This is a genomic window from Streptomyces sp. CB02366, from assembly GCF_001905905.1.
Classification (GTDB): domain Bacteria; phylum Actinomycetota; class Actinomycetes; order Streptomycetales; family Streptomycetaceae; genus Streptomyces.
In genome coordinates this window covers 714,101-730,952 of the sequence record NZ_LIVT01000001.1, presented here as the reverse complement: position 1 = coordinate 730,952, position 16,852 = coordinate 714,101, and the positions used below count along the sequence as shown (strand labels likewise).

At 73.8% G+C, this 16,852-nt stretch carries 15 protein-coding genes; 12 read left to right on the top strand and 3 right to left on the bottom strand.

Annotated elements, in window-relative coordinates; genetic code table 11:
* Nucleotides 1-93: 93 nt before the first annotated feature.
* On the top strand, nucleotides 94-1,623 hold the full coding sequence (locus tag AMK24_RS03155) for a DUF2079 domain-containing protein (protein WP_073764730.1): 1,530 nt from the start codon (nucleotides 94-96) through the stop codon (nucleotides 1,621-1,623).
* Between the two features lie 81 nt (nucleotides 1,624-1,704).
* Here the strand turns inward: AMK24_RS03155 and AMK24_RS03150 are convergent, their stop codons facing one another.
* Nucleotides 1,705-2,319 carry an RDD family protein gene (locus tag AMK24_RS03150; RefSeq protein ID WP_073764728.1) on the bottom strand — a complete coding sequence of 205 codons (615 nt, stop codon included), beginning with the start codon at nucleotides 2,317-2,319 and terminating at the stop codon, nucleotides 1,705-1,707.
* 220 nt (nucleotides 2,320-2,539) lie between these two features.
* On the opposite strand from AMK24_RS03150, the gene AMK24_RS03145 reads away from it, so the two are divergent.
* The 7 genes from AMK24_RS03145 to AMK24_RS03115 all read left to right on the top strand — a co-directional run bounded on the left by AMK24_RS03145 (nucleotide 2,540) and on the right by AMK24_RS03115 (nucleotide 10,510).
* On the top strand, nucleotides 2,540-3,421 hold the full coding sequence (locus AMK24_RS03145; RefSeq protein ID WP_073764726.1) for a bifunctional methylenetetrahydrofolate dehydrogenase/methenyltetrahydrofolate cyclohydrolase: 882 nt from the start codon (nucleotides 2,540-2,542) through the stop codon (nucleotides 3,419-3,421).
* 24 nt (nucleotides 3,422-3,445) lie between these two features.
* Nucleotides 3,446-4,015: a DUF3017 domain-containing protein gene (locus AMK24_RS03140; protein WP_073764724.1), complete on the top strand. Its 570-nt coding sequence runs from the start codon at nucleotides 3,446-3,448 to the stop codon at nucleotides 4,013-4,015.
* Between the two features lie 612 nt (nucleotides 4,016-4,627).
* Nucleotides 4,628-5,737: a helix-turn-helix domain-containing protein gene (locus AMK24_RS03135; protein ID WP_073764722.1), complete on the top strand. Its 1,110-nt coding sequence runs from the start codon at nucleotides 4,628-4,630 to the stop codon at nucleotides 5,735-5,737.
* A gap of 319 nt (nucleotides 5,738-6,056) precedes the next feature.
* Nucleotides 6,057-7,046 (top strand): malate dehydrogenase, encoded by a 990-nt coding sequence (locus AMK24_RS03130; RefSeq protein WP_073764720.1) that lies wholly within the window; start codon nucleotides 6,057-6,059, stop codon nucleotides 7,044-7,046.
* Between the two features lie 255 nt (nucleotides 7,047-7,301).
* Complete coding sequence (locus AMK24_RS03125) at nucleotides 7,302-9,161, top strand: hypothetical protein (RefSeq protein ID WP_073764718.1); 1,860 nt, start codon at nucleotides 7,302-7,304, stop codon at nucleotides 9,159-9,161.
* On the top strand, nucleotides 9,158-9,538 hold the full coding sequence (locus tag AMK24_RS03120; protein ID WP_073764716.1) for a hypothetical protein: 381 nt from the start codon (nucleotides 9,158-9,160) through the stop codon (nucleotides 9,536-9,538). The genes AMK24_RS03125 and AMK24_RS03120 overlap by 4 nt, the downstream gene beginning before the upstream one ends.
* Before the next feature lie 3 nt (nucleotides 9,539-9,541).
* Nucleotides 9,542-10,510: a serine/arginine repetitive matrix protein 2 gene (locus AMK24_RS03115; RefSeq protein WP_073764714.1), complete on the top strand. Its 969-nt coding sequence runs from the start codon at nucleotides 9,542-9,544 to the stop codon at nucleotides 10,508-10,510.
* Between the two features lie 48 nt (nucleotides 10,511-10,558).
* Here the strand turns inward: AMK24_RS03115 and AMK24_RS03110 are convergent, their stop codons facing one another.
* Nucleotides 10,559-11,074, bottom strand: a complete 516-nt coding sequence (locus AMK24_RS03110; RefSeq protein ID WP_073764712.1) for a carboxymuconolactone decarboxylase family protein — start codon at nucleotides 11,072-11,074, stop codon at nucleotides 10,559-10,561.
* Nucleotides 11,075-11,121: 47 nt separating this feature from the next.
* Here AMK24_RS03110 and pdxR point away from each other — a divergent pair, with 47 nt between their 5' ends.
* The 3 genes from pdxR to AMK24_RS03095 all read left to right on the top strand — a co-directional run bounded on the left by pdxR (nucleotide 11,122) and on the right by AMK24_RS03095 (nucleotide 14,107).
* Complete coding sequence (pdxR, locus tag AMK24_RS03105; protein WP_073764710.1) at nucleotides 11,122-12,522, top strand: MocR-like pyridoxine biosynthesis transcription factor PdxR; 1,401 nt, start codon at nucleotides 11,122-11,124, stop codon at nucleotides 12,520-12,522.
* A gap of 116 nt (nucleotides 12,523-12,638) precedes the next feature.
* Entirely contained in the window at nucleotides 12,639-12,914 is a 276-nt protein-coding gene (locus AMK24_RS03100) for a hypothetical protein (RefSeq protein WP_073764708.1), read from the top strand.
* A 5-nt stretch (nucleotides 12,915-12,919) separates the two neighbouring features.
* Complete coding sequence (locus AMK24_RS03095) at nucleotides 12,920-14,107, top strand: glutathionylspermidine synthase family protein (protein ID WP_073764706.1); 1,188 nt, start codon at nucleotides 12,920-12,922, stop codon at nucleotides 14,105-14,107.
* A gap of 180 nt (nucleotides 14,108-14,287) precedes the next feature.
* On the opposite strand, the gene rocD is transcribed toward AMK24_RS03095, so the two are convergent.
* Entirely contained in the window at nucleotides 14,288-15,493 is a 1,206-nt protein-coding gene (gene rocD / locus AMK24_RS03090; protein ID WP_073764705.1) for an ornithine--oxo-acid transaminase, read from the bottom strand.
* Nucleotides 15,494-15,794: 301 nt separating this feature from the next.
* On the opposite strand from rocD, the gene trpS reads away from it, so the two are divergent.
* Nucleotides 15,795-16,787 (top strand): tryptophan--tRNA ligase, encoded by a 993-nt coding sequence (gene trpS, locus AMK24_RS03085; RefSeq protein WP_073765635.1) that lies wholly within the window; start codon nucleotides 15,795-15,797, stop codon nucleotides 16,785-16,787.
* The last annotated feature ends 65 nt before the right edge of the window (nucleotides 16,788-16,852 follow it).

Here is a 16,852-nt window from a genome sequence, read left to right as displayed (position 1 = left end):
CCCGGGGTGCGGCCGTCGTCGTCGCCGTACGGCATCAGCCCCCGCTCTGTTCTAATGACACGGCCGTAGCAATCCCTAGCAGGGGCAGTCACCGTGCTTGAGCTGAACAAGAGTGGAACGGACCGGTCGGAGCCGGGCCGCCTGCCCGCCCAGGGGCCGGGCCCGGACGGCCGCCCGGCGGGCGACCCGCCGAGCACGCCGGAGGCCGCCCCCGGCCACGTCCCGTGGCGCCCGTACCTCCTCGCCGCCGCGGTCCTCTGCACGCTCTACTTCCTCTACGCGTACTTCCAGTGGGCCCGCTTCGGCTCGCCCTCCTGGGACCTCGGCATCTTCGAGCAGGAGGTCCGGGCGTACGCCGGGTTCGACGCCCCGGTCGTCGACATCAAGGGCCCCGGCTACCTGATCCTCGGCGACCACTTCTCCCCGATCGTGGCCCTGCTGGCCCCGCTGTACTGGATCTGGCCGTCCGCCGCGTCGCTCCTCTTCGCCCAGGCGGTGCTCTTCGCCCTCGGCGCCGCCGTCGTCGGCCGCACCGCCCAGCAGCTCCTGGGCGGTCGCTCCGGCCTCTGCGTCACCGTCGCGTACGGGCTCTCCTGGGGCATCCAGGAAGCGGTCAAGGCGGACTTCCACGAGATCGCCTTCGCCGTCCCGCTGCTCGCCCTCGTCTGCCGGGCGCTGCTCCTGGAGCGGTACACGGCTGCCCTGCTCTGGTCGCTCCCCCTGGTCCTGGTCAAGGAAGACCTGGGCGCGACCGTCGCCGTCGCCGGCTTCCTGCTCTTCGTGCACGGCCGCCGCCTCCAGGGCGCGCTGCTCGCCGCGTTCGGGGTCGCCGCCTTCGTCGTCACGCTCACGGTCCTGATCCCGGCGGCCAGCAGCGCCGGACGGTACGACTATTGGCAGAAGATCGACAAGAACGGCGAGCAGGACGTCTCGATGCTGGACTCCGTCCTCGGCGTCCTCGACTCCTCCGTCAAGATCGAGATGCTCGTCTTCCTGCTCGGCATCACCGCGTTCATGGCGCTGCGCTCACCGCTGACCCTGCTGATCGTCCCCACCCTCGGCTGGCGGCTGCTCTCCCAGGACAGCAACCACTGGGGCATGGTCTGGCACTACAGCGCCATCCTCATGCCGGTGCTCTTCCTCGCACTGGCCGACGGCGTCCGCCGCAGCCGCGGCTCGCACCGCCCCTGGCTCGCCTCGTACGCGAAGGTCGCCGTCCCCGTCGCGACCGCGATCGCCGTCGCGATGACCCAGCACCTGCCGCTGCGCGACCTGCTGCGCCCTGAGACCTACCGCACCGACGACGTCCGCAGCTGGGCGGCGCGGGCGGCGCTCGACGCCATCCCGGCCGGGGCCCGGGTCGAGACGGACATCACGCTGATGGCCCACCTCACCTCCGACCGCACCGTCTACTGGGTCGGCGGAGCCCCCGGCACCGCGCCCGACATCGTCGCCGTCAACCTGGACTTCGGCTGGTCCCGCCCGATCCAGGACCCGGTGGCGTACGCCGAGCAGCTGCACCCCGAGGCGCGCTACCGGCTCAAGCACCGGGGCGGCAGCTTCGTGGTGATGGAGCGGACGACGCCGGAGCCGGCGGAGATCCCGGGCGTCCGCGAGGGCTGAGCACGGCCCGGCCCCTCACGCGCCGAGGGCCGCGCCCGGCGAACGGGTGCGGCCCTCGTACGTGTGCGGTGTCGCGGAGCGTCAGCCGGCCTTGACGACCACCGACGAGCAGACCTTGTCCGCGAACGTCTGCTTCTTCTGGTCCCACAGCGGCCACAGCCAGCCGAGGTAGCAGGCGAGGCTGTCCAGGAAGTGGGCCAGGCGGCGCACGAAGGCCATGCCGAAGCCCAGCGGACGGCCGTCGGCCTCGCGCAGCAGGCGGATGCCCACCGCCTTCTTGCCGATCGTCTGGCCGGTGGCTCCCTCCTGGTAGAGCTGCCAGATGGCCACGGCCACCAGGCCGAGGAAGCCGACGACCCCGAGGATCGCGCCGAACGAGTCGCCGACCCCGCCGCCGATGAGAACCAGGACGTACGGCACCATCATGACGAGCCCGTCGACGATCAGCCCGCCGAAGCGCAGGCCCCAGTGGGCCAGTTCGGGCATGCCGCCGCCGTAACCGGGCTGCTGCGGGTAGCCGCCGCCGTACGGCTGCTGGGGGTAGCCGGGCTGCTGCTGCGGGTAGCCGTAGCCCTGCGGCGGGACACCCTGCGGAGCCTGCTGCGGATAGCCGTAACCGGGCTGTCCCTGCGGCGGGCCCTGGGGCGGCTGGCCGGGCTGCTGCCCGTACGGGTTGTTCGGGTCGCCGAAGCTCATAAAGGGTGTTCCTTCAACAGACGTGTGGGGACGAGATGGCCACACGGAGGAAGGACATCGATCAGCGGCCCGCCCCCCGTACAACCGCGGCCTTCATCGTTATAAGCGGACCGCGGGTTTGTCCAGTCCGGGGCCCCGGACGTTGTGCAAGTGCAATGTCCGGTACGGGGGCGGCGCCGGCAATTGGTATGCGGGCGGGGTCATCCGCGAGGATGGGCCCATGACTGCCCAGATTCTCGATGGCAAGGCCACCGCTGCCGCGATCAAATCCGATCTGACCGTCCGTGTGGCGGCCCTGAAGGCCCAGGGGATCACTCCCGGCCTCGGAACCCTGCTCGTCGGGGACGACCCGGGCAGCCGGTGGTACGTCAACGGCAAGCACCGCGACTGCGCCGAGGTCGGCATCGGCTCCATCCAGCGCGAACTCCCCGGCACCGCCACCCAGGAGGAGATCGAGGACGTCGTCCGGGAGCTGAACGCCAACCCGGAGTGCACCGGCTACATCGTCCAACTGCCGCTGCCCAAGGGCATCGACACCAACCGCGTCCTGGAGCTGATGGACCCGGCCAAGGACGCCGACGGGCTGCACCCGATGAACCTCGGCCGCCTCGTCCTCAACGAGACCGGCCCGCTGCCCTGCACCCCGCAGGGCGTCGTCCAGCTGCTGCGCGCGCACGGCGTGGAGATCGCCGGGGCGCACGTCGTCGTCGTCGGTCGCGGTGTCACCATCGGCCGCTCGATCCCGCTGCTGCTGACCCGCAAGACGGAGAACGCCACGGTGACCCAGTGCCACACCGGCACCCGGGACCTCTCCGCCCACCTGCGGCAGGCCGACATCATCGTCGCCGCCGCCGGGGTCCAGCACCTGATCAAGCCGGAGGACGTGAAGCCGGGCGCGGCCGTGCTCGACGTCGGCGTCAGCCGGGACGAGAACGGCAAGATCGTCGGGGACGTGCACCCGGGGGTCCGCGAGGTGGCCGCCTGGGTCGCCCCGAACCCCGGCGGCGTCGGCCCGATGACCCGCGCCCAGCTGCTGGTCAACGTGGTCGAGGCGGCCGAGCGTGCCGCCGCCGGGGCCGCCGACGCCACCGCCGCGGGCTGACGGCCGGATCCGGAGGGGGCTCCCATGGGTGCTGGTACGAGTCCGGCCGACCCCGCCCCGGCGGGCCGGGCGGCAGACGATCCGGGCGAGCGGGACGGCGCCGGGGCGACCGCCGCCGCGCCCGGACGGACTGACGGGGCCGAGGGGGCCGCGGACGAGTCCGCCGGACAGGCCGCGGGCGCCGGCCGCCGGCCCCGCGGGTCGCGGCGGTTCCCCCGGTTCACCCGGGACACCGCCCGGCCCGAGGGGGGCGGCCGGGCCGCCCCCGGCGACGCGCCCGCCCCGGCCCGGCAGTGGCCGCTGCTCACCGTGCTCTGCGCGGCGGGCCTCGGCCTGCTGATCGTGGCGCTGGACCCGTTCGCCGAGGCGTTCCGCGTCGGCGCCGTCCTCATCGGCTGCGCGCTGATCACCGGCGCCGTGCTGCGCTGGGCGGTGCCCTCGGTCGGGATGCTGGCGGTACGTTCCCGCTTCACCGACCTGGTCACGTACGGGCTGATGGGCACGTTGATCGTGCTGCTCGCGCTGGTCGCGCAGCCCGGCCCGTGGCTGGACGTCCCGTTCCTGGAGGACGCGGTCCGCTTCACGATCCGCTAGGGCCTCTCGTCCCACTGCTGTCGTCGCCCGCCGGGCGGCAGTGTGACGGCAGGCCCGAAAGGCCGCGCCGGGGCCGCCCAGCGGTACCGGCCCGGGACGCCGACCGCGGTGCCCGTCCCTACCCCCGAGGAGGGACGGGCACCGCGGCGGAAACGGGGCGACCGGGGAGGAGGCCCCGGTGTGCGCCGAGACGGACTGTCCCGGTCCGTCTCGACTCCAGCGTCATGGACATGAAAGTCCGGAACAAGCGGTCCCTGTGGCCTGTGGCACGGAAGTGACCATTCCGGCACGGTGTGATCGTCGCGCAACGATGGCAGACTGGCACGGCGCACCGACACGGCGCACGGAGTGGCGCGGAGCGGCGGAGCGGTGGCCGGGCAGTCGGCCGGCGCGGTGTTCGAGGCGCGTGGGGATACGCTCCCCGCCGCTCATGCTCCCGTGCGCCCCCTCGTCAGGAACTGACTCCCTGGCTCGGCGCATCCTCGTGGGTGGCCCGCCGACGGTCCGGCACGACCGGGCGGCGGCCGGGCCGGGGGCGCGCGAGCCGGAGACCGGCCGCGGCAGGGTACAGCAAGCACGTCCGGGGGACATGAGGGGGAAAGGGAAAAGACCATGCCTCGTTGGAAGGCTCTGCCCGAAGAGCTCGATCCGCAGATCCGGGAGTTCACCGGGCAGCTGCGCCGGCTCGTCGACCGCAGCGGGCTGAACATCAACGCGGTGGCCGACCGCACCGGCTACAGCAAGACCTCCTGGGAGCGGTACCTCAACGGGCGGCTGCTCGCCCCGCGCGGGGCCGTCGTGGCCCTCGCGGAGGTGACGGACACCCCCCAGCACCACCTCATGACCATGTGGGAGCTGGCGGAGCGGGCCTGGAGCCGGGCCGAGATGCGGCACGACATGACGATGGAGGCCATCCGCATCACGCAGGCCCGCGCCGCGCTCGACCACCTCGGCACGACCGCTTCCGGCCCTGCCCAAGGCGGCCGGCCCTCCGCCGTCGGCCACGGCGGCGACCGGGCCTCCCGGCCGGACGGCCCCGGAGCCGCCGCGCCCGACGCCCACGGCTTCCCCGCACCCGACGCCCACGGTGCCGCCGCCTCCGGCGGCCACGACGCGACGCGCCCGCCCTCCGTGCCCCGGCAGCGCGGCGGCGGACAGGAAACCCGCCGGCCGCAGCCGGACGCGTACCCCCGGATGAGCCGGAAGGGCAGGGGCGGCGCGCGCCCCGGCGGTCGCCGCAAGGGCCCCATGCTCGCCGTCGGGGCGGTCGGCGCCCTGATCGTCGTGGTCGGCGCGGTACTGCTCGCGCCGAGCGGCGACGACGCGGCCAAGGCCGCCCCGCCCCCGACGACGGCCCCCGGCACGGCCGCCCCCGAACTGCCCGTGGGCGTCGAGTGCAGCGGCGCGGAGTGCGTCGGGCAGGACCCGGAGGCGATGGGCTGCGGCGGCGAGTTCGCCCGTACGGTGGCCACCGGCGTGGTCGGCGGCGGCAAGCTCGAGGTCCGCTACAGCGAGGTGTGCTCCGCCGCCTGGGCCCGGCTCACCGAGGCGGCGATCGGCGACACCGTGCGGATCACCGCGGGGGAGGGCGCGCAGGACGGCGAGGTCATGGGGGACACGGACGCGTACACCCCGATGGTCGCGGTGAAGAAGCCGTCCGAGGCGAAGGCGTGCGCGACGCTCACCTCCGGCACGAAGGGCTGCGCCGACCCGGTCGGGTGAGACCCGGGGCCGGGCGAGCGCCCCGGCCTCTTTCCCTCCGGCGGGGCGCGCGGGCGCGTACGGGCGGACGGCGCACGCGGCCCATGACGCCGCGCGGGCGAGGGGGCGCAGGGGCGCTGGGCATGCGGTGCGTGCGGTGCGTGACCGGTTGTGCGCGGTGCCACAGGGGGGCGGGCGGCCCGGCCCGCCCCGGTCCGATAGCCTGGCCGCCGGATATCTCTTCACGTCAAGATTCGTCGGGGCGCGGAGGGAGTCCAGCACCAGGGTCCGGCACCAGGGGCCGGGACCCCCACCGCCAGCTGTCTAAACGGAGACCGCCATGACCCGCACTCCCGTGAATGTCACCGTGACCGGCGCAGCCGGCCAGATCGGCTACGCGCTGCTCTTCCGCATCGCCTCCGGCCACCTGCTCGGCCCGGACGTGCCGGTCAACCTGCGCCTCCTGGAGATCCCGCAGGGCATCAAGGCCGCCGAGGGCACCGCGATGGAGCTCGACGACTGCGCCTTCCCGCTGCTGCGGGGCATCGAGATCACCGACGACCCGAACGTCGGCTTCGCCGGTGCGAACGTCGCCCTCCTCGTCGGCGCCCGCCCGCGTACCAAGGGCATGGAGCGCGGTGACCTGCTCGCCGCCAACGGCGGCATCTTCAAGCCGCAGGGCAAGGCCATCAACGACCACGCCGCGGACGACATCAAGGTCCTCGTCGTCGGCAACCCGGCCAACACCAACGCGCTCATCGCGCAGGCCGCCGCCCCGGACGTACCGGCCGAGCGGTTCACCGCCATGACCCGCCTGGACCACAACCGCGCGATCTCGCAGCTGGCCGCCAAGACCGGCGCCGCCGTCTCCGACATCAAGAAGCTGACGATCTGGGGCAACCACTCCGCCACCCAGTACCCGGACGTCTTCCACGCGGAGATCGCCGGCAAGAACGCCGCCGAGGTCGTCGACGACGAGGCGTGGCTGGCCGACACCTTCATCCCGACCGTCGCCAAGCGCGGCGCGGCGATCATCGAGGCCCGTGGCGCGTCCTCCGCCGCCTCCGCCGCCAACGCCGCCATCGACCACGTCCACACCTGGGTCAACGGCACCGCCGCCGGCGACTGGACCTCGATGGGCATCCCCTCGGACGGCTCCTACGGCGTCCCCGAGGGCATCATCTCCTCCTTCCCGGTCACCACCAAGGACGGGACGTACGAGATCGTCCAGGGCCTGGACATCAACGAGTTCTCCCGTGCGCGCATCGACGCGTCGGTCAAGGAGCTCACCGAGGAGCGCGACGCGGTCCGCGAGCTCGGCCTCATCTGACCCACCGAGGCGCCCGCGCGGCCGTGACCGCCGCGGCGCCCGCGCCCCCGGCACACCGAGCGCCCCCGGCGGCATCTGCCGCCGGGGGCGTTTCCGCGTCCCGGCGACCGGCGGGAGTTGGCCGACAATCGCCTGACCTCGCGGCCCCCGCCCCGCTACATTTGGCACCTTTCGACCTTCGCCTCCCGCTCCTCCCCGCCTCCGCACGGCGGCGGGCCCGGACCGGTGCGAAGCGCCAGAGGGAAAGAGGAGCCGGTGACCGGGAGTGCCGTGCCGCCGCCGTCGCGGGCCCAGGACGATCTGCTCGGGAAGCCGCCCGCGCACCCCGCCACGAGCGAGGCGTGCCGGCTGCTGTGCGCCGGGGTCCACCTGCACGACGGCTACCGGAACGCGGTCATCGACCAGCTGTACGTCCAGGAGCACCGGGTCGTCGCCCCGTCGCTCGGGTTCGACGCCGCCCGCGTCCTCGCCCACGCCCTGCGCGCCCGCCGCGCCGAACGCCGGTGGGCGGCGGCCGTCCTGGGCGTCTGGCTGGTGGCCACCGCCTTCACCGGGGGCTTCTTCGGCGTGCTGTTCCTGCCGTGCGTCCTGATCGCCGCGGCGCACTGGGTCCGCGGGACCGCCCGGAACCCGCCCCCCTACCGCAGGGTCCTGGCCTTCCTCCTGCGGTGGAACGGCCGGGTGTGGCTGTTCCTCGGCGTGTCCGGGATCGTCGTGGCCGCCGTCACCGGTCTGTTCGCGGACGACGGTCCGCAGGAGGACCCCGGACTGTACGACCCGGCCGCCGCCGACTCCTTCGGGTCCGGCGACTACGCCGGCCGGTCCGATTCGGGTTCGGACATCCTCGACGTGCTGACCGTGTTCGCCTGGGTGGCTCTCCTGGCCCTCGTCCTGCTCGTCACCGTGGTCGGCCTCCGACGCGGCCGGTTCGCCCGCGTGATGACCGAGGAGCTGGCCCGGAAGAACTTCTCCGACCTCGCGGCGGACCCCGCCGAGCACACGGCGGACGCCCGCTTCCGGCGGCTCCGGGAGCGCATCCGGCTGGAACAGCACGCCCCGCTCGTCATGTACGACGAACAGAACCCGTTCTGCGGCGCCGGAACCCCCTACCGGCCGTGGAACCTCGCGGTCGAACTCCGGCCGCGCGAGGACGGGCCCGCCGAACCCCTCGACAACAGCCGGATCCTGCGCCGGATCGTGCCGTTGCTGGAGGCCCTGCGGGTGCCGTCCCCCCACGGTTCCGCCGAGAGCGCGGCCGCCGTCCGGGACCGGCTGCGCGAACTGGTGGTCGACGAGTGCGTCTTCCTGCCCGCGACCGGCATGACCCGCCGTGAGGACGCCCCGTACGACCCGCGGACGTTCGAGGAGCACCGGGGCCGCGCCGTCGAGGAGGGCGGCGAGAGCAGACGGCACTTCCTGCGCATCCGGGTCGGCGGCTGGAACGAGGAGGTCGTCGTCACCGTCTTCGTCCGGGTCCACACCCAGGGCGGGATGCTGATGCTCGAAGTGGCCCCGCACGTCCTGATGCCGGTCCACCCGCTGTTCCGCGAGGCGGACCGGATCGCCCACCGGCACCACCACAACACCTGGTTCGGCAAGGCGGTCTGGGCGGTCTCCCACACCCCGGTCTCGCTGGTGGACTCGCTCCTCACCCTGGGGCGCGGCGCGGTCAGTTCCTGGAGGCTCCTGACGGCGGGGAACGCGGGGGCGCTGCCCGAGGGGCCCGCGTTCTCCGTCCGGGAGCTGGGAGCGGACGACGAGGCCTCGCTCTTCCAGGACATGGACGTCAACCGGTACCTGAAGAGCATCCAGGACCGGGTGAACGGCGGAGTCAGGCTGGCGCTGCGGGAAGCCGGCTGGGAGACCGACGAGTTCGAGCAGAAGATCGTCAACATCGGTGCGGGCGGCGTGTTCATCGGGTCCGCGAAGGACAGCGCGATCGGTATCGGCGACCACAACGACATCCGGCGCTCCGGACCGTCGGAACCCCCCGGACCCGGCCGCGCTCCCGGCCAGGGCACGGGCCCCGGCAAGGGCACGGGCCCCGGCGCCGGGAGGGGCCCGTCCTCCTCCCCGGGCCGCCCGCCGACGACAGGAGGAACAGGAGAGAAATGACCGGTCAGACCCCTGAAGAACAGCTCCCGCGCACCGTGCACATCGGTTCGGTGACCGGCAGCGCCTTCGCCGTCGGCTCCCACAACACCGTCACCCAGCACCAGCACCCGGCGCCCGCCGACGCGTCCCAGGCCGAGCTGTTGCGCGCCGTACGGGAACTGCGTGCCGACCTCGCCCGGTTCACCCCTTCCGAGGCCACGCAGATCCTCGACGCGGAACTGGTCTCGGTGGTGGACGAGATCGAGACGGCGGGGGCCGCCGAGCCCGGCCGGCTGGCCCGCCTCCAGCAGACCCTGACCGCCGCCGGCGCCCTCACCGGGGCCCTGGCGTCCGGCGTCGCGGTGGCCGAGGCGCTCGCCGCCCTGCTGGGGGGCTGAGCGATGGCCGGGGGCGGCGGGGTGCGCTGGAACGACGAGGAGCAGCGCTGGGAGGCCGAACCGGCGGGCGTCCGCCCGCCGCCGTCGCCGCCCCCGGCCCCCGTGGTCGCCCCATCGCCGCCACCCGTGCCGTCCGTGCCGCCCGTGCCGCCGGGGGACCCCCGGGCGGCGGCCCCTGATCCGTACGCCGGGGCCGAGCCCTGTGTCCCGCCGGGACCGCAGGGCCCGTACAACAACCTCACCGGGGGCTACGCGACGGCTGCCGCCTCCCGGTCGGTGCGCGACCGGATCACCCCGCTGACCGCCGGGATCGCCGCGGCGGTGCTCGCCGCCGGGGCGGCGGGGCTCTGGTCCGCGTCGGCGGGCGGGGACGACGGGGGCCGGGACGACGCCCGGGGGAGGACGGCGAGCGCCGCCGCCGAGGAGCACCCGGGCCCGGCGGACCCGGGCGCCGAGGGCGCCGGCGACCGGACCGGGACCCCGTCCGGAACGCCGGGGACCGAGTCCCCGGACGCCCCGCCGCCCGGGTACCTCGTCCGGGACGACGCGGAGGGCTTCCGGATCACCGTGCCCGAGGAGTGGGGCGAGCGTTCGGAGAAGAACGGCGCGGTGTTCTACAAGCCGCTCGCCGGCGCCGAGCTGATCCAGGTCTTCCGGGTGTCCGAGCCGGGCATGACCGCGCTGGAAGCGGTGACCGCGGCCTCCGAGGGGCTCAGCGCCAACCCCGGCTTCGCGGAGATCCGCCTCGGGCCCGTCGCCGGCCCGTCCGGGGGCGAGGCCGCCGAGCTGGTGTACGCGTACGACAGCGAGGAGTCCGGCAGCCGGCGGCAGGTCGTGGAGCGGGTCTTCACCGCCTCGGACGGCCGGCTCTACGCGGTGCTGGTCGCGGCCCCCGACAGCCAGTGGCCCCGCCACGAGGAGATCCTCGACCTCGCCGTGACACGTTTCGACCCGTACGGCAGCCCGTTCTGAGGGGCCTCCCCGGGCCCGGTCGGGCGCGCCGGGCCCGGTCGGGGGCGGTCAGCCCTTGGAGTCGGCGGGGGTGTAGTGGCCCGGGGTCAGCCGACCGGTGACGCCGAAGCGGTTCCAGGCGTTGATCACGGTGATCGCCGCGATCAGCCGGGCCAGCTCGGCCTCCTCGAAGTGCTCGGCGGCCTGCGCGTACACCTCGTCGGGGACGAAGCCGTCGGTGAGCACGGTGACCGCCTCGGTGAGCGCGAGCGCCGCCAGCTCCTTCTCGGTGTAGAAGTGCCGCGACTCCCGCCAGGCGCCGAGCTGGACGATCCGCTCGACGGACTCGCCCGCCGCGAGCGCCTCCTTGCTGTGCATGTCCAGGCAGAAAGCGCACTGGTTGAGCTGCGAGGCGCGGATCTTCACCAGTTCCACCAGGACGGGGTCCAGGCCCTGGCGGGCGGCGATGTCGAGCCGGACCATCGCCTTGTAGACGTCGGGGAGGAGCTGGGAGACGGAGATCCGCTGCGGCTCCTCGGGGGCGAGGTCGGCCGGGGTCCGGTGGTGCGTGTGCGAAGTGGTCATGAGGACGACGCTACGGCCTGGATGGCACCCCGGTATGGTCCATTGGCATGACGGATTCCTGGGCCACTTTCGGCGCGGACCTGCATCTGGAACCGGTCGGCCGGGGGCTGCGCAGCGGGTTGATGGAGGCGCTGCGGGAAGCGGTGCGCACCGGCCGACTGGCCCCCGGCACCCGGCTGCCGTCCTCCCGCGTGCTCGCCGCCGACCTGGGCCTCGCCCGCAACACGGTGGCCGACGCCTACGCCGAACTGGTCGCCGAGGGCTGGCTCACCGCCCGCCAGGGCTCGGGTACGCGGGTCGCCGCACGGGCGGCGCCCCGCCGGACGGGCCCGGCGGCGGTTCCCTCCCGGCCGGTGCGGGCCGGTGCCGGCCACAACCTGAAGCCTGGCACCCCCGACCTGTCCGGCTTCCCGCGCACCGCCTGGCTCAGGGCCGCCCGCAAGGCGCTGACCGCCGCCCCCGACGACGCCTTCGGCTACGGCGACCCGCGCGGTCGCGTCGAACTGCGCACCGTGCTGGCCGAGTACCTGGCGCGGGCGCGCGGGGTGTACGCCGACCCGGAGCGCATCGTGGTCTGCGCCGGCTTCGCGCACGGGCTGGCGCTGCTGGGCCGGGTGCTGCGCGCCCGCCGGGTCAGGGAGGTCGCCGTCGAGTCGTACGGCCTCGACCTCCATACGGGGCTGCTCACCGACGCCGGGCTGCGCATCCCCTGTCTGCCGCTGGACGAGCGCGGCGCCCGGACCGGGGACCTGGCCGCGCTGCGCGGAGTGGGGGCGGTCCTGCTCACCCCGGCGCACCAGTTCCCCACCGGCGTACCGCTGCACCCGGACCGGCGGGCCGCCGCCGTCGACTGGGCCCGGTCCACCGGCGGGCTGATCCTGGAGGACGACTACGACGGCGAGTTCCGCTACGACCGGCAGCCGGTGGGGGCGCTCCAGGGCCTCGACCCGGAACACGTCGTCCACCTCGGCACCGCCAGCAAGTCGCTGGCCCCGGGGCTGCGGCTCGGCTGGATGGTGCTGCCCCGGAGCCTGGGGGAGGAGGTGGTGGCGGCGAAGGGGGCCGCCGACCGGACGATCGGCACGTCCGACCAGCTCACCCTCGCTGAGTTCATCGCGTCGGGGGCGTACGACCGCCATGTGCGCTCCATGCGGTTGCGCTACCGCCGCCGCCGTGACCAACTCGTCGCGGCGCTCGCCGAGCGCGCGCCGGGCGTGCGGGTCAGCGGGATCGCGGCCGGGCTGCACGCGGTCCTCGAACTCCCGCCCGGCGCAGAGCGTTCGGTGGTCCAGGCGGCGGCCTTCCAGGGCCTGGCGCTGGAGGGCCTCGACCGCTACCGCCACCCGGACGCCGCGCCGGGCCGCGACGCCCTGGTGATCGGCTACGGCTCCCCCTCGGAGAGCGCCTGGACGGGCGCGCTGGAGGCCCTGTGCCGGGTGCTGCCGTAGGGTCTCGCGTCCGGCACCGGGTTTCAAACCGGCAGATCGTCGAACTAGTCTGACGAGAAGCCCGGTTGCGCACGCGTGTCCCGGGCGTGAACACGTATCACGGGGGAGGACCGGACATGGCCGGACGAAGGCTGAGGTCGAGCACCGTCGTGCTCGGCGGTATGGGGCTGCTCGCCCTGACGATCACATCCTGCGGCTCGGAGCCGGACAAGCGCTGCGCCGACCGCACCACGCAGAAGACCCTGCCCAGCTCCGAGTGCCGCGGCGGCGGCAGCGGTTCGTACTACTACGGCGGCAAGAAGGGCGGCGACGGCAAGGTGCAGGGCGGCAGCTTCGACAAGTCCGCGGTGGACCGCGGCGGCTTCGGCTGCTCCAAGTCCGGCGGGGGCTGAGCGGGATGGAGCGCCGCACGATCGAGCCACGCCCCGGCTGGCAGGAGACCGTCGAGTCGCAGGGCGTCGTCTACCCCCTCACCCGCTACCCGGACGGTTCGCTGCGCCCGTACTGGGACGAGAGCGCCTACTACGTCTTCTCGCTGCCCGAGGTCGAGGCGCTGGAGGAGGTCGTCGAGGAACTGCACACGATGTGTCTGGCCGCCGCCGCGCACATCGTCGAGCAGGACCGTTTCGCCGATCTCGGCATCACCGACCCGCGCCTCGCCGCCCTGGTCGCCGAGTCCTGGCGCCGCCGCGCCGAACTGCCCTCCGTCTACGGGCGGTTCGACCTGCGGTACGACGGGAGCGGCCCGGCGAAGATGCTGGAGTACAACGCCGACACCCCGACCTCGCTGGTGGAGGCGGCCAGTGCGCAGTGGTTCTGGATGGAGGACCGGTTCCCCGGCGCCGACCAGTGGAACTCCCTGCACGAGCGGCTGGTCGACGCGTGGAAGCGGCAGGCGCCCCTGCTGCCGCCCGGCCCGCTGCACTTCGTCCACTCCGACGGCGACGAGCTCGGCGAGGACCTGATGACGGTCGCGTACCTGCGCGAGACCGCCGACCAGGCCGGAGTGGAGACGCACGCGCTCTCCGTCGAGGAGATCGGCTGGGACCGGCTGTCGGGCCGGTTCGTCGACGACCGGCTGCGGTTCATCCGCAGCTGCTTCAAGCTCTACCCCTGGGAGTGGCTGGCCACGGACCGCTTCGGCCCGCAGGTGCTGGACACCCTCGACAACGGCGGGGGCTCCGGAACCACCTGCTGGATCGAGCCCGCCTGGAAGATGCTGCTCTCCAACAAGGCGCTCCTGGCGATCCTGTGGGAGCTGTATCCGGGCCATCCGAACCTGCTGCCCGCCCACCTCGACGGCCCGCGCGAGCTGGCCGGACCCGGCGGGGCGGGGTACGTGTCCAAGCCGCTGCTCGGCCGGGAGGGCGCCGGAGTCGACCTGCACGGCCCCGGCTCTCCGCCCGTCCTGCGCGACGAGCCGTGCTGCTACCAGGAGTTGGCCCCACTGCCCGACTTCGACGGCAACCGGGTGGTGCTCGGCGCGTGGGTCGTCGAGGACGAGGCGGCGGGGCTCGGCATCCGGGAGTCGTCGGGCCTGGTCACGGACGAGTACGCCCGCTTCCTGCCGCACGTCATCCTCTGAGCGGGCGGGACGGGCGGGACGGGCGGCACGGGCGGGACGGGTGAGGGGGCCGGGGCTCCGGGCCGGGTACGGCACCGGCGGCCCCGGGACGGGTCGCCCGGGCCGCCCCGGGGCCCTTCGGCGCGGGGCCGGCCCGGCGGGCCCCGCACCGCCCCCGGACTCCTCCCGCAGGGGCCGGGCTCAGGCGCCCAGCACCGCCCTGAGCCGGTCCAGGCCCCAGTCCAGGTCCTCCTTGGAGATCACCAGCGGCGGCGCGATCCGGATCGTCGAGCCGTGGGTGTCCTTCACCAGCACCCCCCGCTCCATCAGCTTCTCCGAGATCTCCCGGCCGGTGCCCAGCGCCGGAGCGATGTCCACGCCCGCCCACAGCCCCCGGCCGCGGACCGCCTCCACCGCGCCGCCGCCGGTCAACAGGCCCAGCTCCCGGTGCAGGTGGTCGCCCAGCTCGGCGGCGCGCGCCTGGTACTCCCCGGTCCGCAGCATCGCGATCACCTCCAGCGCCACCGCGCAGGCCAGCGGGTTCCCGCCGAACGTCGAACCGTGCTCGCCGGGCCGGAACACGCCGAGCACCTCCGCCGAGGAGACCACCGCGGAGACGGGCACCACCCCGCCGCCGAGCGCCTTGCCGAGCACGTACACGTCGGGCACCACGCCCTCGTGGTCCAGCGCGAACGTCTTGCCGGTCCGCCCGAGCCCCGACTGGATCTCGTCCGCGACGAACAGCACGTTCCGCTCGCGGGTCAGCTCCCGCACGCCGGGGAGGTAACCGGCCGGAGGCACCAGCACGCCCGCCTCGCCCTGGATCGGCTCGATCAGCACCGCCACGGTGTTCTCGGTCATCGCCTCCCGCATCGCGGTGAGGTCCCCGTACGGCACGATCTCGAAGCCGGGCGTGTACGGGCCGAAGTCGGCCCGTGCCTCCGGGTCGGTGGAGAAGCTGACGATCGTCGTCGTGCGGCCGTGGAAGTTGTCCGAGGCCACGATGATCTTGGCCATGCCGTCCGGTACGCCCTTGACCCGGTAGCCCCACTTGCGGGCGGTCTTCACCGCGGTCTCCACGGCCTCCGCCCCGGTGTTCATCGGCAGTACCGTCTCCATGCCGCACAGCGCCGCCAGCTCCGTGCAGAAGTCGGCGAACCGGTCGTGGAAGAAGGCCCGGGACGTCAGCGTGACGCGGTCCAGCTGGGCCTTGGCCGCGTCGATGAGGCGGCGGTTGCCGTGGCCGAAATTGAGCGCCGAATATCCGGCGAGCAGGTCGAGGTAGCGGCGGCCCTCGACATCGGTCATCCAGGCGCCCTCGGCGGAGGCCACGACGACCGGCAACGGGTGGTAGTTGTGCGCGCTGTGCGCCTCGGCGGACGCGATGGCGGTTTCCGTGGTCGACACGGGGTCTCCGTTCGTCGTGCGGCGGGGGGCCGGGGTGGCGCCCACTTTGTATCGTCGGTCGGATCCCGCGCCGGGAAACCTCCGCCCCCCGGCGCGCCCGCCGTCGTACGCGGGCGGGTGGAACGGGCGCTTCGTCCCGGGCGTGCGCTCCCGTGCCCCCGGCTCCCGCGACCGCGCGCCCTCTCCGCCCGCACCGGCTGCCGGAGAACGCCCCCGCACCTGAGACAATGGGGCCATGGCCTCCGACCTCCCCACCGACCAGCCGCAGACGGGCCGCACCGGTGCGGCCGCCCGTCCGCGCGTGCTCTCCGGCATCCAGCCCACCGCGGGCTCGTTCCACCTCGGCAACTACCTGGGCGCGGTGCGCCAGTGGGTGGCGCTGCAGGAGAGCCACGACGCCTTCTACATGGTCGTGGACCTGCACGCGATCACGGTCCCGCAGGACCCCGCCGAGCTGCGGGCCAACACCCGGCTCGCCGTCGCGCAGCTGCTCGCGGCCGGCCTGGACCCGGACCGCTGCACGCTCTTCGTCCAGAGCCACGTGCCCGAGCACGCCCAGCTCGGCTGGGTGATGAACTGCCTCACCGGCTTCGGCGAGGCGTCCCGGATGACGCAGTTCAAGGACAAGTCCGCCAAGCAGGGCGCCGACCGGGCCACCGTCGGCCTCTTCACCTACCCGGTGCTCCAGGTCGCGGACATCCTGCTCTACCAGGCGAACCAGGTCCCGGTGGGCGAGGACCAGCGCCAGCACATCGAGCTCACCCGCGACCTCGCCGAGCGCTTCAACGGCCGGTACGGACAGACGTTCACCGTCCCCGCGCCGTACATCCTCAAGGAGACGGCGAAGATCTTCGACCTCCAGGACCCGGCGGTGAAGATGAGCAAGTCGGCCTCCACGCCGAAGGGCCTCATCAACCTGCTCGACGACCCGAAGGCCACCGCGAAGAAGGTGAAGAGCGCGGTCACCGACACCGACACGGTGATCCGGTTCGACGCCGAGAAGAAGCCGGGCGTCTCCAACCTGCTCACGATCCTCTCCACCCTCTCGGGCAGCCCCGTCGAGGATCTGGAACGCAGGTACGAGGGCAAGGGCTACGGCGCGCTGAAGACCGACGTGGCCGAGGCCATGGTGGAATTCGTCACTCCCTTCCGCTCCCGCACCCAGGAATATCTGGACGACCCGGAGACGCTGGACTCGATCCTGGCCAAGGGGGCGGAGAAGGCCCGCGCCGTCGCCGCCGAGACCCTGGCACAGACGTACGACCGGATGGGCTTCCTGCCCGCCAAGCACTGAGTCCAAGGACCCTGGCGAGATCACGGCCGCAGGGGCCACACTTGCGGCGGAACGTGCGGGCCGGG

Coding starts and splice junctions, on each gene's coding strand:
- AMK24_RS03150 (WP_073764728.1), bottom strand. CDS start 2,319: ATGAGCTTCGGCGACCCGAACAACCCGTACGGGCAGCAGCCCGGCCAG.
- AMK24_RS03145 (WP_073764726.1), top strand. CDS start 2,540: ATGACTGCCCAGATTCTCGATGGCAAGGCCACCGCTGCCGCGATCAAA.
- AMK24_RS03140 (WP_073764724.1), top strand. CDS start 3,446: ATGGGTGCTGGTACGAGTCCGGCCGACCCCGCCCCGGCGGGCCGGGCG.
- AMK24_RS03135 (WP_073764722.1), top strand. CDS start 4,628: ATGCCTCGTTGGAAGGCTCTGCCCGAAGAGCTCGATCCGCAGATCCGG.
- AMK24_RS03130 (WP_073764720.1), top strand. CDS start 6,057: ATGACCCGCACTCCCGTGAATGTCACCGTGACCGGCGCAGCCGGCCAG.
- AMK24_RS03120 (WP_073764716.1), top strand. CDS start 9,158: ATGACCGGTCAGACCCCTGAAGAACAGCTCCCGCGCACCGTGCACATC.
- AMK24_RS03115 (WP_073764714.1), top strand. CDS start 9,542: ATGGCCGGGGGCGGCGGGGTGCGCTGGAACGACGAGGAGCAGCGCTGG.
- AMK24_RS03110 (WP_073764712.1), bottom strand. CDS start 11,074: ATGACCACTTCGCACACGCACCACCGGACCCCGGCCGACCTCGCCCCC.
- pdxR (WP_073764710.1), top strand. CDS start 11,122: ATGACGGATTCCTGGGCCACTTTCGGCGCGGACCTGCATCTGGAACCG.
- AMK24_RS03100 (WP_073764708.1), top strand. CDS start 12,639: ATGGCCGGACGAAGGCTGAGGTCGAGCACCGTCGTGCTCGGCGGTATG.
- AMK24_RS03095 (WP_073764706.1), top strand. CDS start 12,920: ATGGAGCGCCGCACGATCGAGCCACGCCCCGGCTGGCAGGAGACCGTC.